Source organism: Kosakonia sp. YIM B13588 (assembly GCF_042788165.1).
GTDB classification, from domain to species: Bacteria; Pseudomonadota; Gammaproteobacteria; order Enterobacterales; family Enterobacteriaceae; genus Kosakonia; species Kosakonia sacchari.
Genome location: NZ_JBHZPO010000001.1, coordinates 320,502 through 338,011, shown reverse-complemented (window position 1 = coordinate 338,011; position 17,510 = coordinate 320,502). Strand labels below are relative to the sequence as shown.

15 protein-coding genes are annotated in these 17,510 nt (G+C 54.8%); 9 read left to right on the top strand and 6 right to left on the bottom strand.

Features of this window, described 5'->3' with window-relative positions; all coding sequences use genetic code 11:
- Positions 1–13: 13 nt before the first annotated feature.
- Together ACFX4U_RS01630 and ACFX4U_RS01625 are read right to left on the bottom strand one after the other, a co-directional pair.
- The gene (locus tag ACFX4U_RS01630; protein WP_313507149.1) at positions 14–724 is read right to left on the bottom strand and encodes a YnfC family lipoprotein; all 711 of its coding nucleotides are present in this window, start codon (positions 722–724) and stop codon (positions 14–16) included.
- Between the two features lie 79 nt (positions 725–803).
- On the bottom strand, positions 804–1,442 hold the full coding sequence (locus ACFX4U_RS01625; RefSeq protein ID WP_313507072.1) for a LysE family transporter: 639 nt from the start codon (positions 1,440–1,442) through the stop codon (positions 804–806).
- Between the two features lie 106 nt (positions 1,443–1,548).
- Between ACFX4U_RS01625 and ACFX4U_RS01620 the strand changes: the two genes are divergently transcribed.
- From ACFX4U_RS01620 to dmsD, 6 genes are all read left to right on the top strand, one after another.
- The gene (locus ACFX4U_RS01620) at positions 1,549–2,466 is read left to right on the top strand and encodes a LysR substrate-binding domain-containing protein (RefSeq protein WP_313507150.1); all 918 of its coding nucleotides are present in this window, start codon (positions 1,549–1,551) and stop codon (positions 2,464–2,466) included.
- 86 nt (positions 2,467–2,552) lie between these two features.
- Entirely contained in the window at positions 2,553–2,834 is a 282-nt protein-coding gene (locus tag ACFX4U_RS01615; protein ID WP_313507074.1) for a DUF1161 domain-containing protein, read from the top strand.
- Positions 2,835–2,985: 151 nt separating this feature from the next.
- Complete coding sequence (gene ynfE, locus ACFX4U_RS01610) at positions 2,986–5,424, top strand: selenate/tellurate reductase subunit YnfE (protein ID WP_313507075.1); 2,439 nt, start codon at positions 2,986–2,988, stop codon at positions 5,422–5,424.
- 10 nt (positions 5,425–5,434) lie between these two features.
- The gene (locus ACFX4U_RS01605) at positions 5,435–6,052 is read left to right on the top strand and encodes a DMSO/selenate family reductase complex B subunit (protein WP_305736188.1); all 618 of its coding nucleotides are present in this window, start codon (positions 5,435–5,437) and stop codon (positions 6,050–6,052) included.
- Position 6,053: 1 nt separating this feature from the next.
- On the top strand, positions 6,054–6,911 hold the full coding sequence (locus tag ACFX4U_RS01600) for a dimethyl sulfoxide reductase anchor subunit family protein (protein ID WP_313507076.1): 858 nt from the start codon (positions 6,054–6,056) through the stop codon (positions 6,909–6,911).
- 39 nt (positions 6,912–6,950) lie between these two features.
- Positions 6,951–7,562 (top strand): Tat proofreading chaperone DmsD, encoded by a 612-nt coding sequence (gene dmsD / locus ACFX4U_RS01595; protein ID WP_313507077.1) that lies wholly within the window; start codon positions 6,951–6,953, stop codon positions 7,560–7,562.
- 120 nt (positions 7,563–7,682) lie between these two features.
- Here dmsD and ACFX4U_RS01590 read toward each other — a convergent pair whose 3' ends face one another.
- The 4 genes from ACFX4U_RS01590 to ACFX4U_RS01575 form a co-directional block, all read right to left on the bottom strand.
- Positions 7,683–10,577, bottom strand: a complete 2,895-nt coding sequence (locus ACFX4U_RS01590; protein WP_349350578.1) for an RHS repeat-associated core domain-containing protein — start codon at positions 10,575–10,577, stop codon at positions 7,683–7,685.
- 95 nt (positions 10,578–10,672) lie between these two features.
- Positions 10,673–11,368 (bottom strand): dethiobiotin synthase, encoded by a 696-nt coding sequence (gene bioD / locus ACFX4U_RS01585; protein ID WP_044489367.1) that lies wholly within the window; start codon positions 11,366–11,368, stop codon positions 10,673–10,675.
- A gap of 125 nt (positions 11,369–11,493) precedes the next feature.
- Complete coding sequence (gene mlc / locus ACFX4U_RS01580; protein WP_200551883.1) at positions 11,494–12,714, bottom strand: sugar metabolism global transcriptional regulator Mlc; 1,221 nt, start codon at positions 12,712–12,714, stop codon at positions 11,494–11,496.
- 129 nt (positions 12,715–12,843) lie between these two features.
- Positions 12,844–13,740 carry a LysR family transcriptional regulator gene (locus ACFX4U_RS01575; RefSeq protein WP_313507078.1) on the bottom strand — a complete coding sequence of 299 codons (897 nt, stop codon included), beginning with the start codon at positions 13,738–13,740 and terminating at the stop codon, positions 12,844–12,846.
- A 120-nt stretch (positions 13,741–13,860) separates the two neighbouring features.
- Here ACFX4U_RS01575 and ACFX4U_RS01570 point away from each other — a divergent pair, with 120 nt between their 5' ends.
- The 3 genes from ACFX4U_RS01570 to asr all read left to right on the top strand — a co-directional run bounded on the left by ACFX4U_RS01570 (position 13,861) and on the right by asr (position 17,394).
- Positions 13,861–15,111 carry an MFS transporter gene (locus tag ACFX4U_RS01570; RefSeq protein WP_017456670.1) on the top strand — a complete coding sequence of 417 codons (1,251 nt, stop codon included), beginning with the start codon at positions 13,861–13,863 and terminating at the stop codon, positions 15,109–15,111.
- 287 nt (positions 15,112–15,398) lie between these two features.
- Complete coding sequence (locus tag ACFX4U_RS01565) at positions 15,399–16,883, top strand: carboxypeptidase M32 (protein ID WP_313507080.1); 1,485 nt, start codon at positions 15,399–15,401, stop codon at positions 16,881–16,883.
- Between the two features lie 163 nt (positions 16,884–17,046).
- Positions 17,047–17,394, top strand: a complete 348-nt coding sequence (asr, locus tag ACFX4U_RS01560) for an acid resistance repetitive basic protein Asr (protein ID WP_289890389.1) — start codon at positions 17,047–17,049, stop codon at positions 17,392–17,394.
- The last annotated feature ends 116 nt before the right edge of the window (positions 17,395–17,510 follow it).

The following is a 17,510-nucleotide window of genomic DNA, read 5'->3' as shown; positions in this document are numbered from 1 at the left end:
GTGGCCAGCGGCATCAATAATACTCGATGGTGTTTTTGATGCTGTATTTATGCGTCACCTGCGGCGTAACACTTTCGTCCACAATCTCCAGGCTGCAACTCACCGGGTTATCATGGCTGTCGTATTCGCAGGCCTGTTTGACATTGCCCAGCGGCTTATCGTTCAGCGTGCTGACAGAGGTGTAATCGAGCTTTTTGCGCTTGTCTTTCGAAGGCGTAGACACAACAGACAACGTCGCGTCTTTCGATGCCGTGGTTTTCCCCAGCGGATACCCTTCATCGTCATAGCGGTATTTGACCTCTATCTCCTTGCCGGTTGCGCGAACCACAAATCCGTTATCGTCGGTGTCCCAGGTTACGCCCGCTGCCGGGAACTCCGCCAGTTGGCATTTGCCCTGCAAACGCAGACGTTTTTCCTTCGATTCCGCCTCGACATAGTAGTTGGCATCCAGCACCAGAGACACGCCGCTGTTGTTTTCGAGATCGTGCAGTTCAAGCGTATCGAAACATCCCTCTTTCGACATCGTTCCGGTAACGCGTTTCGTGACTTCACCTTTATCGTTAAGTAACGTCTGGCTGAAATCTTTAACCGGTCCACGCAACGGATCAAAATCGAATTCATTCGAGAAGCTCGCCATTTCCGGCGTGAATGAAACGGGTCCCTTCGGCTTATCACATCCGGCAAGCACCACCGCCAGAGAGATAAGTAACAGCTGTTTTTTCAATGGTTTCACCACATTTTTCTTTTGTAATGCGCTTATATTAGCAAAAGCTTTATAGCTTAGGGCAATGACTTCTTTGTGGCTATGCCTGGTGACTGGCGAGTAACAACAGCGAATAACTAACGCCGCTTACGCCTATTAACAATAAAATCAGCGATGAGAAGGTAGCAAAACGTCCACTTTGCCCCGTTGGTAGCCAGCGTTTAACGGCCAGGATATAGAGCGTCAAGACACTAAAATCCAGCACCACCCAGATAACAGTAAGCACCGAGATGCTGGCGGTGAAATCGCCAGTAATACCGATAAACTGCGGGAAAAAAGCGATAAAAAACAGAATATCTTTTGGGTTAGCGATGGCCGTCATAAAGCTCATAACAAACCCGCCTTGTCCGCCGTTTTGCGACATCTCTGTGCCTTTTTCTCGCCGCACGGCGCGCAATGCTTGCACCGCGCTAACCGCAACAAAGAGCGAACCCACCAGCCCTACCATATTTAGTAGCCAGGCCGAGAGCGTAACCACGCCGGCCAGCGTTAACCCCGCCAGCGCAATTAACACCAGCGAGGCCAGATTGGTGCCTGCCAATGTTAAAAACGCGCGCGCATGGTTGCCCCGCGCTGCCGCCGCGCACACCAGCGCCACCACCGGCCCGGGCGTTGCCAGTAACGTCAGTACCACACCAATGTACGTTCCCAGCAGCACCACATTCAGTGACCCCATCATCTCCCTCCTTTTATTTATTGACGGAGTATCGCCAGAAAGCGCGGGTCTGAAAAACGAGTTAAACTGCCGTTCGCTATGCAAAAAACTCACAATGGATAACGAACCGATGAACCAAAACCTGCCGCCACTTTATGCATTACGGGCATTTACCGTTGCCGCACAAATGGCATCATTTAGCCAGGCAGCCCTTTTTCTCAATGTCACACCCGGTGCGGTAAGCCGCCATATTCGCACCCTTGAAGAGTGGTTTGGGTGTCGTTTGTTTCTGCGCCATGGCCCGAAAATTACCCTGACCGACGCAGGAAGCCAGCTGGCTGTTCGTTTACAGGACGGTTTTTTGCAACTGGAAAATGCCTGCCAGACACTGCGCAGCCACCAGCATCAACTGCGGCTCAAAGCCCCGTCGACGCTGACGATGCGCTGGTTATTGGATGTGTTAAACGTTTTTCGCCAGCAACACAGCACGCCGCAGGTAGAGATCAGCAGTGTGTGGATGGATATCGACACCGTCGATTTCCGCACCGAACCCTTCGATTGCGCCATCCTGCTCGGCAACGGCCATTTTGGTGAGTACACGCAATGCCTGCATTTATTTGATGAGTGGTTGATCCCGCTCTGCGCCCCGGCGCTTAAAGAACTGGCGCAACGCGATCTGAGCAATTGCACCTTAATTCACCCTTCACGCGATCGCCGCGACTGGCGGCGCTGGCAGGCCGGGAGCGGTTTATTTCCCACGCTCGTCCCTGGCGGCGGCGCGGTGTTTGACACGCTGGAACAAGCCTACCAGGCGGCAATCGGTGGTCATGGTGTGGCGGTTGGCGATCTGCTGCTCAGCCTGTCCGCGCTGGCGCAAAATCAGCTAACGCTACCCTTCCCACAAGCAATAAGCACTGGCGACAGTTACTGGCTGGTGTGGCCAAAAGATTCACCGCGCAAAAAGAACATTGACCGTCTTGGCGAATTCCTGAGTACCGCCGTGCCGGTCAATTTCCCACCGGAGGTGCAATTATTAAAACAGCGATAGCGGCTTATTCAGATGATTCAGATATTTACCTTTTGTGGGCATCGCAGGTGCTAAGCTTAGAGCGGGTAAAACAAAAGGAGACGAGGATGCACTATTCACGTTGGCTTTGCGCATTACTGCTGGTGGGTTCTGTACCGGCGTTCGCTGCGCCGGATTCATGCGAACGGGTTAAAAGCGATATTCAGCAACGTATTATCAATAATGGCGTGCCGGAAACGGGATTTACGCTAACCATCGTGCCTAATGATCAGGCTGACCAGGCAGGTTCGCAGGTCGTCGGTCATTGCGCCAATGACACTTACAAAATTCTCTACACCCGCAACAGCGGTTCAGTTCAGCAGAGCGAGGAAAGCACCGGCACGCAGTAAATATAATCCCCCTCAATTTCAGGGGGATTTCCCTCTATTTGATCACGCTTAAGATTCTTCTACTCCCTAATGATTAACATGATCACTTCATTAGCCTGCTTTTAATACGCCAGGTAATTTCTTTTTATTATAAATAATAATGGAGTGAGCTATGTCCGACACTGAACACCAGGGTGGGATCAGCCGACGAACGTTGGTTAAATCCACTGCTTTAGGGTCGCTTGCGCTGGCAGCCGGAAGTTTTTCCCTGCCCTTTGGCCTGCGTTCTGCCGCTGCTGCCGTGCAACAGGCGATGCAACCCGCGCCAGACAAAGTGGTGTGGGGGGCCTGCTCGGTCAACTGCGGTAGCCGCTGCGCGCTGCGTTTGCATGTCCGTGACGATGAAGTTTACTGGGTCGAAACCGATAATACCGGCGAGGATATCTACGGCAATCACCAGGTGCGTGCCTGCCTGCGCGGGCGTTCTATTCGTCGGCGCATCAACCATCCGGATCGCCTGAACTACCCCATGAAACGCGTCGGTAAACGCGGCGAAGGCAAGTTTGAACGCATCAGTTGGGACGAAGCACTGGATACTATCGCCAACAGCTTGAAAAGCGTGGTGCAAAAATACGGTAACGAAGCGGTCTACATTAATTACTCCTCCGGTATTGTTGGCGGCAACATCACCCGCTCTTCCCCTTCAGCGTCGATTATTGCCCGCCTGATGGCGATGTATGGCGGTTTTCTCAACCAGTACGGCACCTACAGCACCGCGCAAATCTCCTGTGCGATGCCCTACACCTACGGCTCTAATGAAGGTAACAGCACCTCGGATATCGAAAACACCAAACTGGTAGTGATGTTCGGCAACAACCCGGCGGAAACCCGCATGAGCGGCGGCGGCATTACCTATTTCCTTGAGCAGGCACGCGAACGCTCAAATGCGCGGATGATCGTTATCGATCCGCGTTATACCGATACGGCCGCCGGACGCGAAGATGAGTGGGTGCCGATTCGTCCGGGTACCGATGCCGCGCTGGTTGCCGGCATGGCGTGGGTGCTGATTAACGAAAACCTCGTCGATCAACCGTTTCTGGATAAATATTGCGTCGGCTACGACGAAAAAACGCTGCCTGCCGATGCGCCCGCCAACAGCCATTACAAAGCCTATATTCTCGGCCAGGGCGAAGACGGCATCGCTAAAACACCGCAGTGGGCATCGCGCATCACCGGTATTCCCGCCGATAAAATCATCAAACTGGCGCGGGAAATTGGCAGCGCCAAACCCGCTTATATCTGCCAGGGCTGGGGACCGCAGCGCCAGGCCAACGGCGAGTTGACCTCGCGCGCCATTGCCATGTTGCCGATCCTCACGGGTAACGTCGGCATCAACGGCGGCAACAGCGGTGCGCGCGAATCCACCTATACCATCACCATTGAACGGATGCCGATGCCGGAAAATCCGGTGAAAACGTCGATTTCGTGCTTTACCTGGACCGATGCTATTGCCCGCGGCCCGGAAATGACCGCCAAACGCGACGGTGTGCGCGGCAAAGATAAGCTTGATGTGCCGATTAAATTTATCTGGAACTATGCCGGTAACACCATTACCAACCAGCACGGCGATATCAACCGTACCCACGATATTCTGCAGGACGACAGCAAGTGCGAAATGATTGTGGTCATTGAGAACTTTATGACCTCATCGGCGATGTATGCTGACATTCTGCTGCCGGATTTGATGACCGTCGAACAGGAAGACATCATCCCCAATGATTATGCCGGGAACATGGGCTATCTGATTTTCCTCCAGCCCGTCACCGCGCCGAAGTTCGAACGTAAACCGATTTACTGGATAACCAGCGAAATCGCTCGCCGCCTGGGGCCGGATATCTATCAGAAATTTACCGAAGGGCGCACGCAGGAAGAGTGGCTGAAATACCTGTACGCCAAAATGGTCGCCAAAGATCCGCAACTGCCCTCTTATGAAGACCTGAAAGCGATGGGTATTTATAAGCGCAAAGATCCGAACGGCCACTTTGTTGCCTATAAAAAATTCCGCGACGACCCGATCGCCAACCCGCTGAAAACCCCCTCCGGCAAAATTGAAATCTACTCCAGCAAGCTGGCGGAAATTGCCAACAGCTGGGAACTGGATAAAGACGAAGTGATTAGCCCGCTGCCAATTTACGCCTCAACGTTTGAAGGCTGGGACGATCCGGCGCGTGAGAAACTCCCGCTGCAATTATTCGGTTTTCACTACAAAGCGCGCACCCACTCCAGCTACGGCAACATTGATGTGCTGCAGGAAGCGTGTCGCCAGGAGGTGTGGATCAACCCGATTGACGCGAAACGACGCGGGATCAAACAGGGCGATATGGTGCGCGTCTTTAACGAACGCGGAGAAGTACGTATCGCTGCGAAAGTGACGCCGCGCATCATGCCGGGCGTCAGCGCCATGGGCCAGGGAGCCTGGCATCAAGCCAATATGGACGGCGATCGCGTTGACCACGGTGGCTGCATGAACACGCTCACCACGCACCGCCCTTCGCCGCTGGCGAAAGGTAACCCGCAGCACACCAATCTGGTCGACATTCAAAAGGTTTAAGGAGTAGCCGATGACAACCCAGTATGGATTTTTTATCGATTCTGCCCGGTGCACCGGTTGTAAAACCTGCGAGCTGGCCTGTAAAGATTATAAAAACTTAACCCCGGACGTCAGCTTCCGCCGCGTGTATGAATACGCTGGCGGCAACTGGCAAGAAGATAACGGTGTCTGGCAGCAAAACGTGTTTGCCTATTACCTGTCGATTTCCTGTAACCACTGCGAAGATCCGGCCTGTACCAAAGTCTGCCCGAGCGGTGCGATGCACAAACGGGAAGACGGTTTTGTGGTGGTGGACGAAGATGTCTGCATCGGCTGTCGCTACTGCCATATGGCCTGCCCGTACGGCGCGCCGCAATACAACGCCGCAAAAGGTCATATGACCAAATGCGACGGCTGTTATGACCGCGTTGCAGAAGGGAAAAAGCCCATCTGCGTGGGATCCTGCCCGCTGCGCGCGCTCGATTTCGGCCCGATTGAGGAACTGCGTAAGCAGCATGGAGAACTCGCTGCTATCGCCCCGCTTCCGGCATCGCACTTCACGAAGCCCAATATTGTCATCAAACCAAACGCCAACAGCCGCCCGACAGGGGATACCACTGGCTATCTGGCAAACCCGCAGGAGGTGTGAGATGGGAAACGGATGGCATGAATGGCCGCTGGTTCTGTTTACGGTGCTCGGCCAGTGCGTGGCGGGCGGATTGATTGTCACCGGCTTCGTCTGGATGAACGCCAGAGATGACAATACTGGCCAGGTGCGGATTGTCCGCAGCCAGTTTTTGCTGTGGGTGTTGATGGGCATCGGTTTTATCGCCTCGATGATGCACCTCGGTTCACCGCTGCGTGCGTTTAATTCGCTGAACCGCATTGGCGCATCGTCACTCAGTAATGAAATCGCCGCCGGATCGCTGTTTTTCGCCGTCGGCGGCTTCTGGTGGCTGCTGGCCTGGCTTGGCAAACTGCCCGATGCACTGGGGCGCGGCTGGCTGATTATCAGCATGGTGCTGGGGGTGCTGTTTGTCTGGGCGATGACGCGGGTTTACCAGATTGATACCGTGCCGACCTGGCATAACGGCTACACCACCGCCGCATTTTTCCTCACCATGTTGACGGGTGGGCCGCTGCTGGCGGCGTTGCTGCTGCGTCTGGCGGGCATGCGCTTTCCGGCCTCTCGTTTTGCCGCCATCAGCGTTGCGGCACTTATCGCAAGCGTTGCCGTAGTGACGTTGCAAAGCATACAGCTTGGCGAAACCCACAGCTCAGTGCAGCAAGCCGTAACGCTGGTACCAGATTACGGTCTGTTACAGGTGGTGCGTTTATTGCTGGTCGCTCTCGGTCTCGGTTGCTGGATCTGCCCGCTGGTGATGCGCAGACAGCCGAAAGTCAGCAGCTTGCTGGCGGGCGTTGTGCTGGTGGTAGCCGGTGAAATCATTGGCCGTGGTCTGTTTTACGGCCTGCATATGACCGTTGGCGTTGCCGTCGCGGGTTAATAACAGTGCGCGGGGAAACCCGCGCTTTTTGGAGAAACCATGACGGACGCAACCCGCGAGACTTTTATTTTTACCGCCCGCGTGCTGGGCGCGCTGTTTTACTATCCACCAGAGAGCGAACCGTTCGCGCCGCTCGTCGCCGCGCTACGCAGCCGCGAGTGGCTGGAACAATGGCCGTTACCGGAAGAGACACTTATTCCGCTGGCCGACGCGTTCGCGCAACCTTGTGACGAGCCGCTAAACGAGGCCTGGCAACGATTATTGATCGGCCCATGGGCGCTACCCGCGCCGCCGTGGGGTTCGGTATGGCTGGATAAAGAGAGCGTACTGTTTGGCGACTCGACGCTGGCGCTGCGCCAGTGGATGCGCGACAACAATATTGCGTTCGCTACCGGGCAAAACGAGCCGGAAGATCACTTCGGCACCTTGCTGCTGATGGTGGCATGGCTGGAGGAGCAAGGCAATCACGCCGCCTGCGATCAATTACTGGCCTGGCATCTGCTGCCGTGGAGCGGGCGATTTCTTACCGAGTTTTGTGATAACGCGCAGCACCCGTTTTTCAACGCGCTGGGGCAACTTGCACGGCTTACGCTGGCGCATTGGCAATCGCAGTTGCTTATTCCGGTGGCGCAAAAACCGCTGTTTCGCTAAAAATGTAAAGCGGAACGTCTTTTGACGTTCCGCTTTAAACAAATGGTGAACGATTATCCACCACGCGCCATTTATCCGTTCAAAAATATTCTTTATGCTTCAACGTTTATAAATGACTCATTAGAGATGTTGCATTTTATGTGAAATATAGGATTTCACATTCGGCCAATTGTGAACATTTTTCCCTGAGTATATTTCGCTAAATCCTTCAGCAAATGCTTCTTCCGCGCCCCCTCCACTACCGCCTTGCCAGTAATAATTATCAGCAGAGGCAGGATCGGTGTGCTCTAAATCTTGTTCCCAGGCAACGATGAAACTATTTCGCCTGCTTAAAAAGTCCCCAACTGCACCCGTCCCTTTTGGTCCCATCTGCGCCTTTTCACCGAAACTGCGATCAATAGCATGTGCGTATTCGTGTAACACTAAACTTGATGATGAATGCCCCTCAGCCAGCGACCAGCCGCCCTGTGCATTTTGGCTTAAGGCAATAATGGTTTCATCAGGATGAGATCCTTCCCCTGCGCCCTGGCCTACAGCCCCCACGCCAGGCACCGTATCCCATGTCATCCCTTCCGGCCAGCCTCTCGGCGTGACGCCTTTTAAATAACGTCTGGCCGGATGATTAGTAATATTATCATTCGTGGCTGTAATGAATTGGCCTAATGAATGTGCTTTTTCCAATACGTTCAGCGGTATTTTGTGCAATTCTTTTTCTATTTCACTGACATCAATGCTTATGTCCTCTGGCGTTGTACTCGCATAAATCATTCCTGAAACAATTCCCCTTTTTTCAATAAAATCAGCGACCGCTTCCATATGTTCCAGCGTAATCGCCTCTGAGCTGCTTAACGGAATAGTTGCACTGAGTGTTGCCCAAACATCGTTATATGCCGCCTCGCCATGAACATGGAATATGGCGTGAAAAACATCCTGATAGCTTTCTACCGGCTCGGCCTGTAAACCGGCGCGTTGTACATGCGCGGTAAGGGATTTTGCGACGGGTGCAAGCCCATTGTTATCGTGAAGCGTGATGGGATTGTTGCGTACCATTCTGAACAAATTCAGCCCGTCCATTCTGCCTGCCGGGTCAACACTCAACCACCGCCCCGCCCACGGCTGGTAATAGCGGTAACCGTAGTAATAAAGCCCCGTTGCGTCCTGCTCCTTGCCGGAATAACGAATCGTTTTGTAATCCGCCTCCAGCTGGCTGCGTGCAGCAAACAGCGCCGTGCCGCCGTACGGGTAATACTCTTCCTGGCTGATAAGTTCGCCGCTGCCGTCCACTTCCAGTGCGCTGCTGCCGGTGAGGTTGTCGTAGCTGTAACGAATCGGGTCGTTACTGATACCGGCGGGTTGCCCGCTTTCCCAGTGCAGCACCCGAACCTGCGCGCGCCCGGCAACGCCGACGGCTATTACCTGTAACTCTTCGGCTGCACTGCTGCGCAGCTCCAGTCCCGGCAGATAAATCACCCGTTTTGTCTGCGTGGTGCTGCCGGTCAGATGTGAGGTAATTTTCAGCACGCGCTGGCTGGCGGCGTCGTAGCGGTAACGTTCGCTGTCGTCGGCTGCGCCGTCGCGGGTTACGGGTGTGACTTTCTGCAGTTCCTGGCGCGCCGTCCACAGCAGGCTCTGCCCCGGTAAAAGCTGTTTCTGCTGACCACCGGCAGTGAACAGCGCCTCCACATCCGCCGGGTTTTCCGTGAGTGTGCTGAGCACTGCGCGGTTGCTACGGTCGGATACGGTGATGCTGGTGGTGTAGTTATTGCCGGACGCGGGTGCGCTGTGCTGAATCTTTGTCAGGTTGTCTGCATTATCGTAGGTGTAAGTGCGGGAGTAGTTCGTGTAGGTGGCGTCATCAAAAGAGGAATATGCCGGAAGGTTGCTGGTCTGCTGCACCGCACTGGCCATTTCGCTCCCAGTGGCGCTGACCAGCTGGTACAGGCTGTCGTAGGCGTAGGTGTTTTCGGGAACGACTTGCTGATTGCGCCAGAAACGCGTCTCCTCGGCATCGTTAGTAATCACCAGCACGTTACCCACCGGGTCGTACTCGTAGCGCAAATCCTGCAGCACTTTTGCGGCGGAGACTCGTTCCGTTTTAATGCCAACAAGGCGCTGCGTTTCCGCTTCGTACGAATATGTGGTGACCACACCGTTGCCGTGCTCCTCGCGCAATTTCTGCCCGGCGGCGGAGTATGTCAGGGATTTCACGATAATCTGCTCGGAACCGCCATTCATCATCAGCCAGCTGCCCTTCAGCAGACCCGCCACATCAAACGCCACGCGCTGGATATTGCCTTTCGCGTCGGTGGTGGTCAGTACATTCCCGGCCGCGTCGACCGTGCTGTTGGTAGTGTAGGTTTCGCCCGCCAGCAGGTCATTCCACGCCGAGGCGTCCGCGCCCTGCCAGTCCGCTTCTGCGTCATCCGGCAACAGCTGGCGGGTGACGGAAAGCGGTACGCCGCCAAGAGAAATGCTGCCCGTCGAAAGCAGGCCTGCCGGGTCGTAATGGCTGACCAGCTGACCGGCGAGATTGTGGCTCTGTTCATCTGCGGAATGACCACCCCAGACAAACCGCTCAGTGACGTGCGCGCTGTCGCCGGCAACCTGTTCGGTAATGCCCAGCAGCCGCCCCGGCAGGCTGGCCTCTTCATACTGAAAAGTGCGGGTCACGGCAGCGCTGCGGTCATTCGCCGCACCAATATTGCTGACCTGCAAAAACGTCCGCCCGGAGGCATCATTCAGGGCAACGGATGTACCGGCATCGGCACTCTGCGTGCGCAGCGTCATACCGTTCAGTCCATGGAGATAACTGAAATTCGCCAGCCCGGCAGCGTACAGGCGCGGATCAGCGCTTTCTGACGGCAGGCCACGCGCATCAAACTGATGGCGGGTGATACGCTCGTCGGTGATGTCCGGGGTGTCCGGATGGCGGTGATACGCGATAATGCGTACCGCCAGCGCGCGGTTATCAAGCACCGTGACTGACGGGGTTTTACTGTAAAGGGATGTGCTCATAAGATTCTCCGCTTAAATTGTCTACTTTTGCATCAAATGCAATAAAGAGTATAAGCGGAGAAACAGAAATAACGGGCTGTAGGCGAACGGCCGCGTCAGGCCAGAATACGGTCGGCAACTAGCATGCCGGTCGCCATTTGCAGATTGATGTATTGCGCCAAATCGCGCTGTTCCGGGCGCGGCAGATACGGCAATTCACCGACCAGCGGCGCGGGCAGTTTTTTGCTCAACACGTTAATAATTTCGGCGTAGTGTGCAAGGCCCGGATTGATACGGTTCGCCACCCAACCAATCAGCGGCAAACCGTCGCTGGCGATGGCCTGAGCGGTCAGCAAGGCGTGGTTGAGACAACCTTCCTGAATACCCACCACCATCACCACCGCCATCTGCTCCTGCACTACCCACTCCGAAAGCGGGCGTAAATCATTCATTAAGCTACGCCAGCCGCCGGTGCCTTCCACAACCACGTGATCGACGCGATTGCAGAGATCCGCCAGACCATTCGACAACAGGGTGTAATTGATGGGGCAACTGTGCGCGACGCTGCTCTCTTCTTCGCTTAATGCGATGGGGTTGACCGCCTGGTAAGGTAGCTCCAGCGACGAAACGCTTTGCAGCACCAGCGCGTCTTTATTGCGCAGCCCTTCCGGCGTCTCTTTGCTCCCTTTGGCAACAGGCTTGTAACCCGCCACCGTTTTACCACTGGCTGCCAGCGCCTGGAGTAGCGCGCGGGACGCCACTGTCTTCCCGACAGAAGTGTCTGTACCCGTTACAAAGAAACGCTTAAGCATCACTCATCCCACCGTTGTTCTACGAAAATATAAACCAGGAAAATAATTCAGTGGGGAAAGTCTAAGGTAACTGCCAGGGGGCAAGATTGAGGTAGCGCAATTTTTATGGCAACAGTGTAAAAATGTTACCCCTGCAACAAACGGATAAGTAAAGATCCGTTATACATCGCGTCTTTTACCAGCGCCGCACCGGCCATGGTGCCCTGGTTGGTAAATTGTGTGCTCTCTACGCTGATGTGCTGGCTGTACGCGGGCAACGCCTGCTGGCGAATGCAGGCGGCAATGGCGGGAAAAAGTACGTCGGCCGCTTTGCTGAGCGGCGATCCAATCAGTATTTTTTGCGGGTTGAACAAATTCACCATAATGGCAAGAATGCGACCAATGTTCGCACCCACGCCGCTAATGATATCTTTCGCTAATAGATCGCCCTGCTGTGCAGCCTGGCAAAGCCACTCCACGGTCAGCGGTTTTTGGTGCAGCATCGAACTCATTGACTGGCTCATGCGCAACTGCGCCAGCTCCAGTACGCTCTCGACGCTGGCAATGGTTTCAAGGCAACCGTGGTTGCCGCAATAACAGCGTTTGCCGTAGGGATCGACCTGTGTGTGACCGATCTCCACCAGGCTGCTGCTTCCCGCATGCAATAAGCGCCCGTCAGTAATCACCCCTGCCCCAACGTTGTGATCGATAACCACCTGAATCACATCCCTTGCCCCGCGCGACGCGCCAAACAGGGCTTCGGCCATCGTCCACGCGCTGATGTCATGCTGGACATACACCGGCACGCCAGTGTGCTTTTCCAGCGCTTCACCCAGCGGCATATCTTTAACATCGTCATAAAAGGGCATGCGATGAACGATACCGTTTTCGGTATCAATAATGCCGGGTAGCGTAATCGCGATGGCGGTCAAACGTTCCAGTTTGTTCTGATGGCGGGTAAAAAAGCGGTCAATATGCAGAATAATACGGTCCAGCAGCGGCAGTTCAGCCACCAGTGGTAACTCAAGGCGATCTTCGACGACCAGCTTGCTGCTAAGGTCGCGCAGGGAAAGAAAGATCTCTTCCCGGCTGATGCGCAAAGAAAGGTAGTGCCAGGCTTCGGTCTCGACCACCAGCCCGACCGCCGGACGCCCGCGGCTGCCAGGCTCCTGGATTTCCGTCTCCTGCACCAGGTGGGCTTCGAGCATTTCGCGCACAATTTTCGTAATACTGGCCGGGGCGAGTTGCGCCAGGCGTGAGAGATCGATGCGCGACACCGGGCCAAGCTGATCAATCAGGCGGTACACCGCCCCCGCGTTGGTCTGCTTAATTTGATCAATATGCCCAGGCTGACTATCAGCAACCACCTCTGACTCCCTTATTTTCACGCTTCGAAATAAACGTTCGGCTATGGTGAAACACTTCACTGGTCGCCGTCAAATATTTACCCCGGCGTGTGATTTACAGCACATTTTGCAATGACTTATGCGCAAAATTTATCCGTCAGCGGCGGCGATCAACTGCTGCTTAAAGCGTGCGGCCGCGCTGCCCTGCTCATGATGTTTTGACCAGACTAACCACATTTCCGATACCGCATCCGCTTCAATAATCGGCACCCAGCGCATTTCCGTTAGCTGAACACGCCGGAATGACGCCGGTAATATCGACACGCCTAACCCGGCCGCTACCAGGCCAATAATGGTCATCGCTTCGCCCACTTCTTGCGTAATGGTTGGCGTCAGTTGATAACGACGCATCAGGCCGAGGATCTCGTCATACAGACCGGTACCGACATGCGGGTCGAAAAAGACGAATGGCTCCTGTGCCAGTTCCACCAGCGACACCGCCGAACGCGCCGCTAAAGGATGATCTTTGTGGATCATCGCCAGCAGCGGCTCACGCAGAATCACATCCCAGGCCAGCGTTTCCGGCAACGGCGTGTTACGCATCAGCCCCAAATCCAGCAAGCCTTCATTGAGCGGTGAGATCTGTTCGCGGGTGTTGATTTCGCGCGTCTGGATATGCACATCCGGGTAATGCTGGCGAAACGAAGAGAGGGTGTCGGAGACCGCTTTTATAAACGGCGCGGAGGAGGTAAAACCAATGCGCAGCTCCCCGGTTTCCCCCTGATGCAAGCGCATGGCGCGAGCGGCGGCTTCATCGACCTGGCTTAAGATTTGCCGACTATCCGCCAGAAACTGCCGCCCGGCAGGCGTGAGCGACACACTGCGGTTGGTACGGGCAAGCAAGCGCGCACCGACTTGTTGTTCAAGGATCTGAATTTGCTGGCTTAACGGCGGCTGCGAGATATTCAGCCGCGCCGCCGCATGACCAAAATGCAACTCCTCGGCAACGGCAATAAAGTAACGTAAATGACGCAGTTCAATATTCATATTTAAAACATATTATTTGAGATTATTAATATATTAGACAGAATATTGCCACTTTCATACCCTTAGCGACGTGGTAAGCCCGTCACCAAAAACACGGGTATAAAACGTTAAGGATCTCCAGTGAGTCGTACAACAACCGTTGACACCGGGCCGGCAAGCGTCGTCGACGAAAAACCTGTCTCTTTGCCGGGACAATTTATTAAACGTGGTACTCCCCAATTTATGCGCGTCACGCTGGCGCTCTTTTCCGCCGGGTTAGCGACATTCGCCTTGCTCTACTGTGTGCAACCTATTTTACCGGTGCTGTCGCAGGAGTTTGGCGTCTCTCCGGCCAGCAGCAGTATTTCCCTCTCGATATCCACCGCCATGCTGGCGATTGGTCTGCTGTTCACCGGCCCGCTTTCTGACGCCATCGGGCGAAAAAAAGTAATGGTTACCGCACTGCTGCTGGCGTCGTGCTGCACGTTATTGTCAACGATGATGACCAGCTGGCATGGCATCCTGGTGATGCGCGCGTTGATTGGCTTATCGCTGAGCGGCGTTGCGGCCGTTGGCATGACCTATTTAAGTGAAGAGATCCACCCCAGTTTTGTTGCCTTCTCGATGGGGCTGTATATCAGCGGCAACTCCATTGGCGGCATGAGCGGACGTCTGCTGAGCGGCGTGTTTACCGACTTTTTTAACTGGCGTATCGCGCTGGCGGTGATTGGCTGTTTTGCGCTGGCCTCCGCGCTGATGTTCTGGCGGATCCTGCCCGAATCACGCCATTTCCGCCCGACTTCGCTGCGGCCAAAAACACTGTTTATCAATTTCCGCCTGCACTGGCGTGACCAGGGGCTGCCGCTGTTGTTCCTGGAAGGCTTTTTGCTGATGGGCTCGTTCGTCACCCTGTTTAATTACATCGGTTACCGCCTGATGCAATCACCATGGACGCTGAGCCAGGCGGTGGTGGGCCTGCTTTCCGTCGCCTATTTGACGGGCACCTGGAGTTCGCCGAAAGCCGGGATGATGACCAATAAATACGGACGCGGACCGGTGATGGTCGGTGCTACCGCTATCATGCTGCTGGGGCTGTTGCTTACGCTGTTCTCAACGCTGGGGGTGATTTTCATCGGTATGCTGCTGTTTACCGCAGGTTTCTTTGCCGCCCATTCTGTCGCCAGCAGTTGGATTGGCCCGCGCGCGCGGCGCGCCAAAGGCCAGGCCTCGTCGCTCTACTTATTTAGCTACTATCTCGGTTCCAGCGTGGCGGGGACACTAGGCGGGGTGTTCTGGCATAGCTATGGCTGGAACGGCGTCGGCGGTTTTATCGCCGCCATGCTGGTGATTGCCATTTTGGTGGGAAGCAGGCTCCACTCTCGCCTGCATTAATGCTGCGATAGTCAACGGCCCTGCGCATGCAGGGCTTTTTTTTACTTTTTGCTCGTGTGTGTCAAAGCAGACTCAAAATCGACGCCGCGCCCATTAATTCCCGCACCGCATCAAGCGCCAGCAGAGCAAATATTACCCAGAAAAATGGATTCATAATATTACTGCGTTACGCGTTGGCATTGGTTATTTAAATAGATTATTCCTATTATGGTACAGTTCAGGAAATGTATTGAATAACTACTACTTTTAGGTGGTTACACGATCACACGCTAAAAATCAGAGGCATTATGGACAAGCACAACTATCACCAGCTCACCCGCACTTTCCTGCGCCTGTCGCGCTTTTCACACCTCGCTTCGATTGCCAGTTGGGATATGTTTGCCATGATGCCGCCAGGCGGTAGCGTAGCACGCGGCGAAGCGCTGGCAGAATTAAGTGTCCTGCGCCACCAAATCCTGACCGACAAACAAGTTGGCGAGTGGATCGCCAACGCACGACAAGAAGATCTGGACGATATTGAGCAGGCCAACCTGCGCGAAATCGAGCGGCACTATCAGGAAGCGGCATTGCTGCCGGAATCGCTGGTTGAAGCGCAGTCGCTGGCGGGCAGTAAATGTGAGCACGCCTGGCGCACGCAGCGCCCCGCCAATGACTGGGCTGGTTTCTCCGCCAACCTGAAAGAGGTGGTTAAACTGGCACGCGAAGAAGCCAGACTGCGAGCCGCCGCGAAAGGGTGTTCCCCGTATGATGCGCTGCTCGATAAATTCGAGCCAGATATGACCAGCGCCCGCCTTGATGAATTGTTTGGCGAGGTAAAATCCTGGCTGCCGGATCTGCTGAAAAAAGCGGTGGCAAAACAGGAGCAGCAAGCGTTGATTGCCCCGCAGGGGCCGTTCCCGATTGCCGACCAGCGCGAACTGGGTTTGCAGGCGATGAAGGAACTCGGTTTCGACTTTAACGGCGGGCGGCTCGATGTCAGTGCCCATCCTTTCTGCGGCGGCGTACCGGAAGATGTGCGTATTACCACGCGTTACGATGAAAATGAGTTGCTGAGCGCGCTGTTTGGCGTGGTACATGAAACCGGCCATGCGCGTTATGAACAAAATCTGCCGCGCAGCTGGCCGGGTCAGCCTATTGCGCTGGCGCGTTCCACGGCGATTCATGAATCACAAAGCCTGTTCTTTGAAATGCAGTTAGGTCGCAGCGAGGCTTTCCTGCGCCGTCTGCAACCGGCCATTATTGAACGTTTCGGTATGCAACCGGCGTTTGAAGAACATAATTTTGTCGCCTGGAACCAGCGCGTAAAACCGGGTTATATCCGTGTCGATGCAGACGAAGTGAGTTATCCAGCGCATGTGATCCTGCGCTATGAGATTGAACGCGCGCTGATCGACGGCGAGATTGAGGTTGATGACATTCCAGGTTTGTGGAATGAAAAAATGCAGGCCTGGCTGGGGCTTTCCACCGAAGGCAACTACCGCAACGGCTGTATGCAGGATATTCACTGGACCGATGGCGGCTTTGGTTATTTCCCGTCGTATACGCTCGGCGCCATGTACGCTGCTCAGTTGTTCCACGCCGCGCGTACCGCGCTGCCAGGGCTGGACGAAGCGATTGCCGCGGGCGATCTTACGGCGCTCTTTGACTGGCTGCGACAAAACATCTGGCAGCACGGCAGTCGCTTCAGCACCGCGCAGCTTATTCAGAATGCCACCGGCGAAGCGCTAAACGCCGATTATTTCCATCAGCATCTTCTCCGCCGTTACCTCTGATAAACCCGCGCCGGAACGGCAGTTTCGGCGCGGTTCCTCGCTCTGTACATTACGTTACACGCCGAAACCAATCACTCACGGAAGGCGTTCAATTACAGGGATATAGTTCTTTCAACGGCCCCGCAGTGGGGTTGAATGAAGAAACCAATTCGAGGATATCGGAATGAAAAAAGTATTAGCTCTGGTTGTTGCCGCTGCTCTGGGTCTGTCTTCTGCTGCTTTCGCTGCTGACACCGCTACTTCTACCCAGGCTCCGGCTGCTGCTCCGGCAGCAACGACCGCTGCACCGGCTGCTACCACTAACGCTGCACCGGCTAAAAAAATGCATAAGAAACACAAAAAAGCGGCTAAACCGGCTGTAGAGCAGAAAGCTCAGGCTGCGAAAGTGAAAAAACACCACAAAAAAGCGGCTAAACCAGCTGTAGAACAGAAAGCTCAGGCTGCGAAAAAACACCACAAAAAACACGTTAAACACACTGCGACCAAACCGGCTGCACAACCGGCTGCATAAGTAAACGTGTCTGATACCGGCGTTCGTAGCAGAACGCTGTGACAAGTCGGCGCTGAACCCTTCGGGTGAAGCGCCGTTTTTCTCTGGAGGGCCTATGATGCTGCGACGTTATCGTT

Excerpts from the sequence above, each read along its gene's own strand:
- ACFX4U_RS01625 (WP_313507072.1), bottom strand. The coding sequence starts at position 1,442 with ATGATGGGGTCACTGAATGTGGTGCTGCTGGGAACGTACATTGGTGTG.
- asr (WP_289890389.1), top strand. The coding sequence starts at position 17,047 with ATGAAAAAAGTATTAGCTCTGGTTGTTGCCGCTGCTCTGGGTCTGTCT.
- ACFX4U_RS01590 (WP_349350578.1), bottom strand. The coding sequence starts at position 10,577 with ATGAGCACATCCCTTTACAGTAAAACCCCGTCAGTCACGGTGCTTGAT.
- ACFX4U_RS01565 (WP_313507080.1), top strand. The coding sequence starts at position 15,399 with ATGGACAAGCACAACTATCACCAGCTCACCCGCACTTTCCTGCGCCTG.
- ACFX4U_RS01575 (WP_313507078.1), bottom strand. The coding sequence starts at position 13,740 with ATGAATATTGAACTGCGTCATTTACGTTACTTTATTGCCGTTGCCGAG.
- ACFX4U_RS01620 (WP_313507150.1), top strand. The coding sequence starts at position 1,549 with ATGAACCAAAACCTGCCGCCACTTTATGCATTACGGGCATTTACCGTT.
- bioD (WP_044489367.1), bottom strand. The coding sequence starts at position 11,368 with ATGCTTAAGCGTTTCTTTGTAACGGGTACAGACACTTCTGTCGGGAAG.
- ynfE (WP_313507075.1), top strand. The coding sequence starts at position 2,986 with ATGTCCGACACTGAACACCAGGGTGGGATCAGCCGACGAACGTTGGTT.
- ACFX4U_RS01600 (WP_313507076.1), top strand. The coding sequence starts at position 6,054 with ATGGGAAACGGATGGCATGAATGGCCGCTGGTTCTGTTTACGGTGCTC.
- ACFX4U_RS01605 (WP_305736188.1), top strand. The coding sequence starts at position 5,435 with ATGACAACCCAGTATGGATTTTTTATCGATTCTGCCCGGTGCACCGGT.
- ACFX4U_RS01615 (WP_313507074.1), top strand. The coding sequence starts at position 2,553 with ATGCACTATTCACGTTGGCTTTGCGCATTACTGCTGGTGGGTTCTGTA.
- dmsD (WP_313507077.1), top strand. The coding sequence starts at position 6,951 with ATGACGGACGCAACCCGCGAGACTTTTATTTTTACCGCCCGCGTGCTG.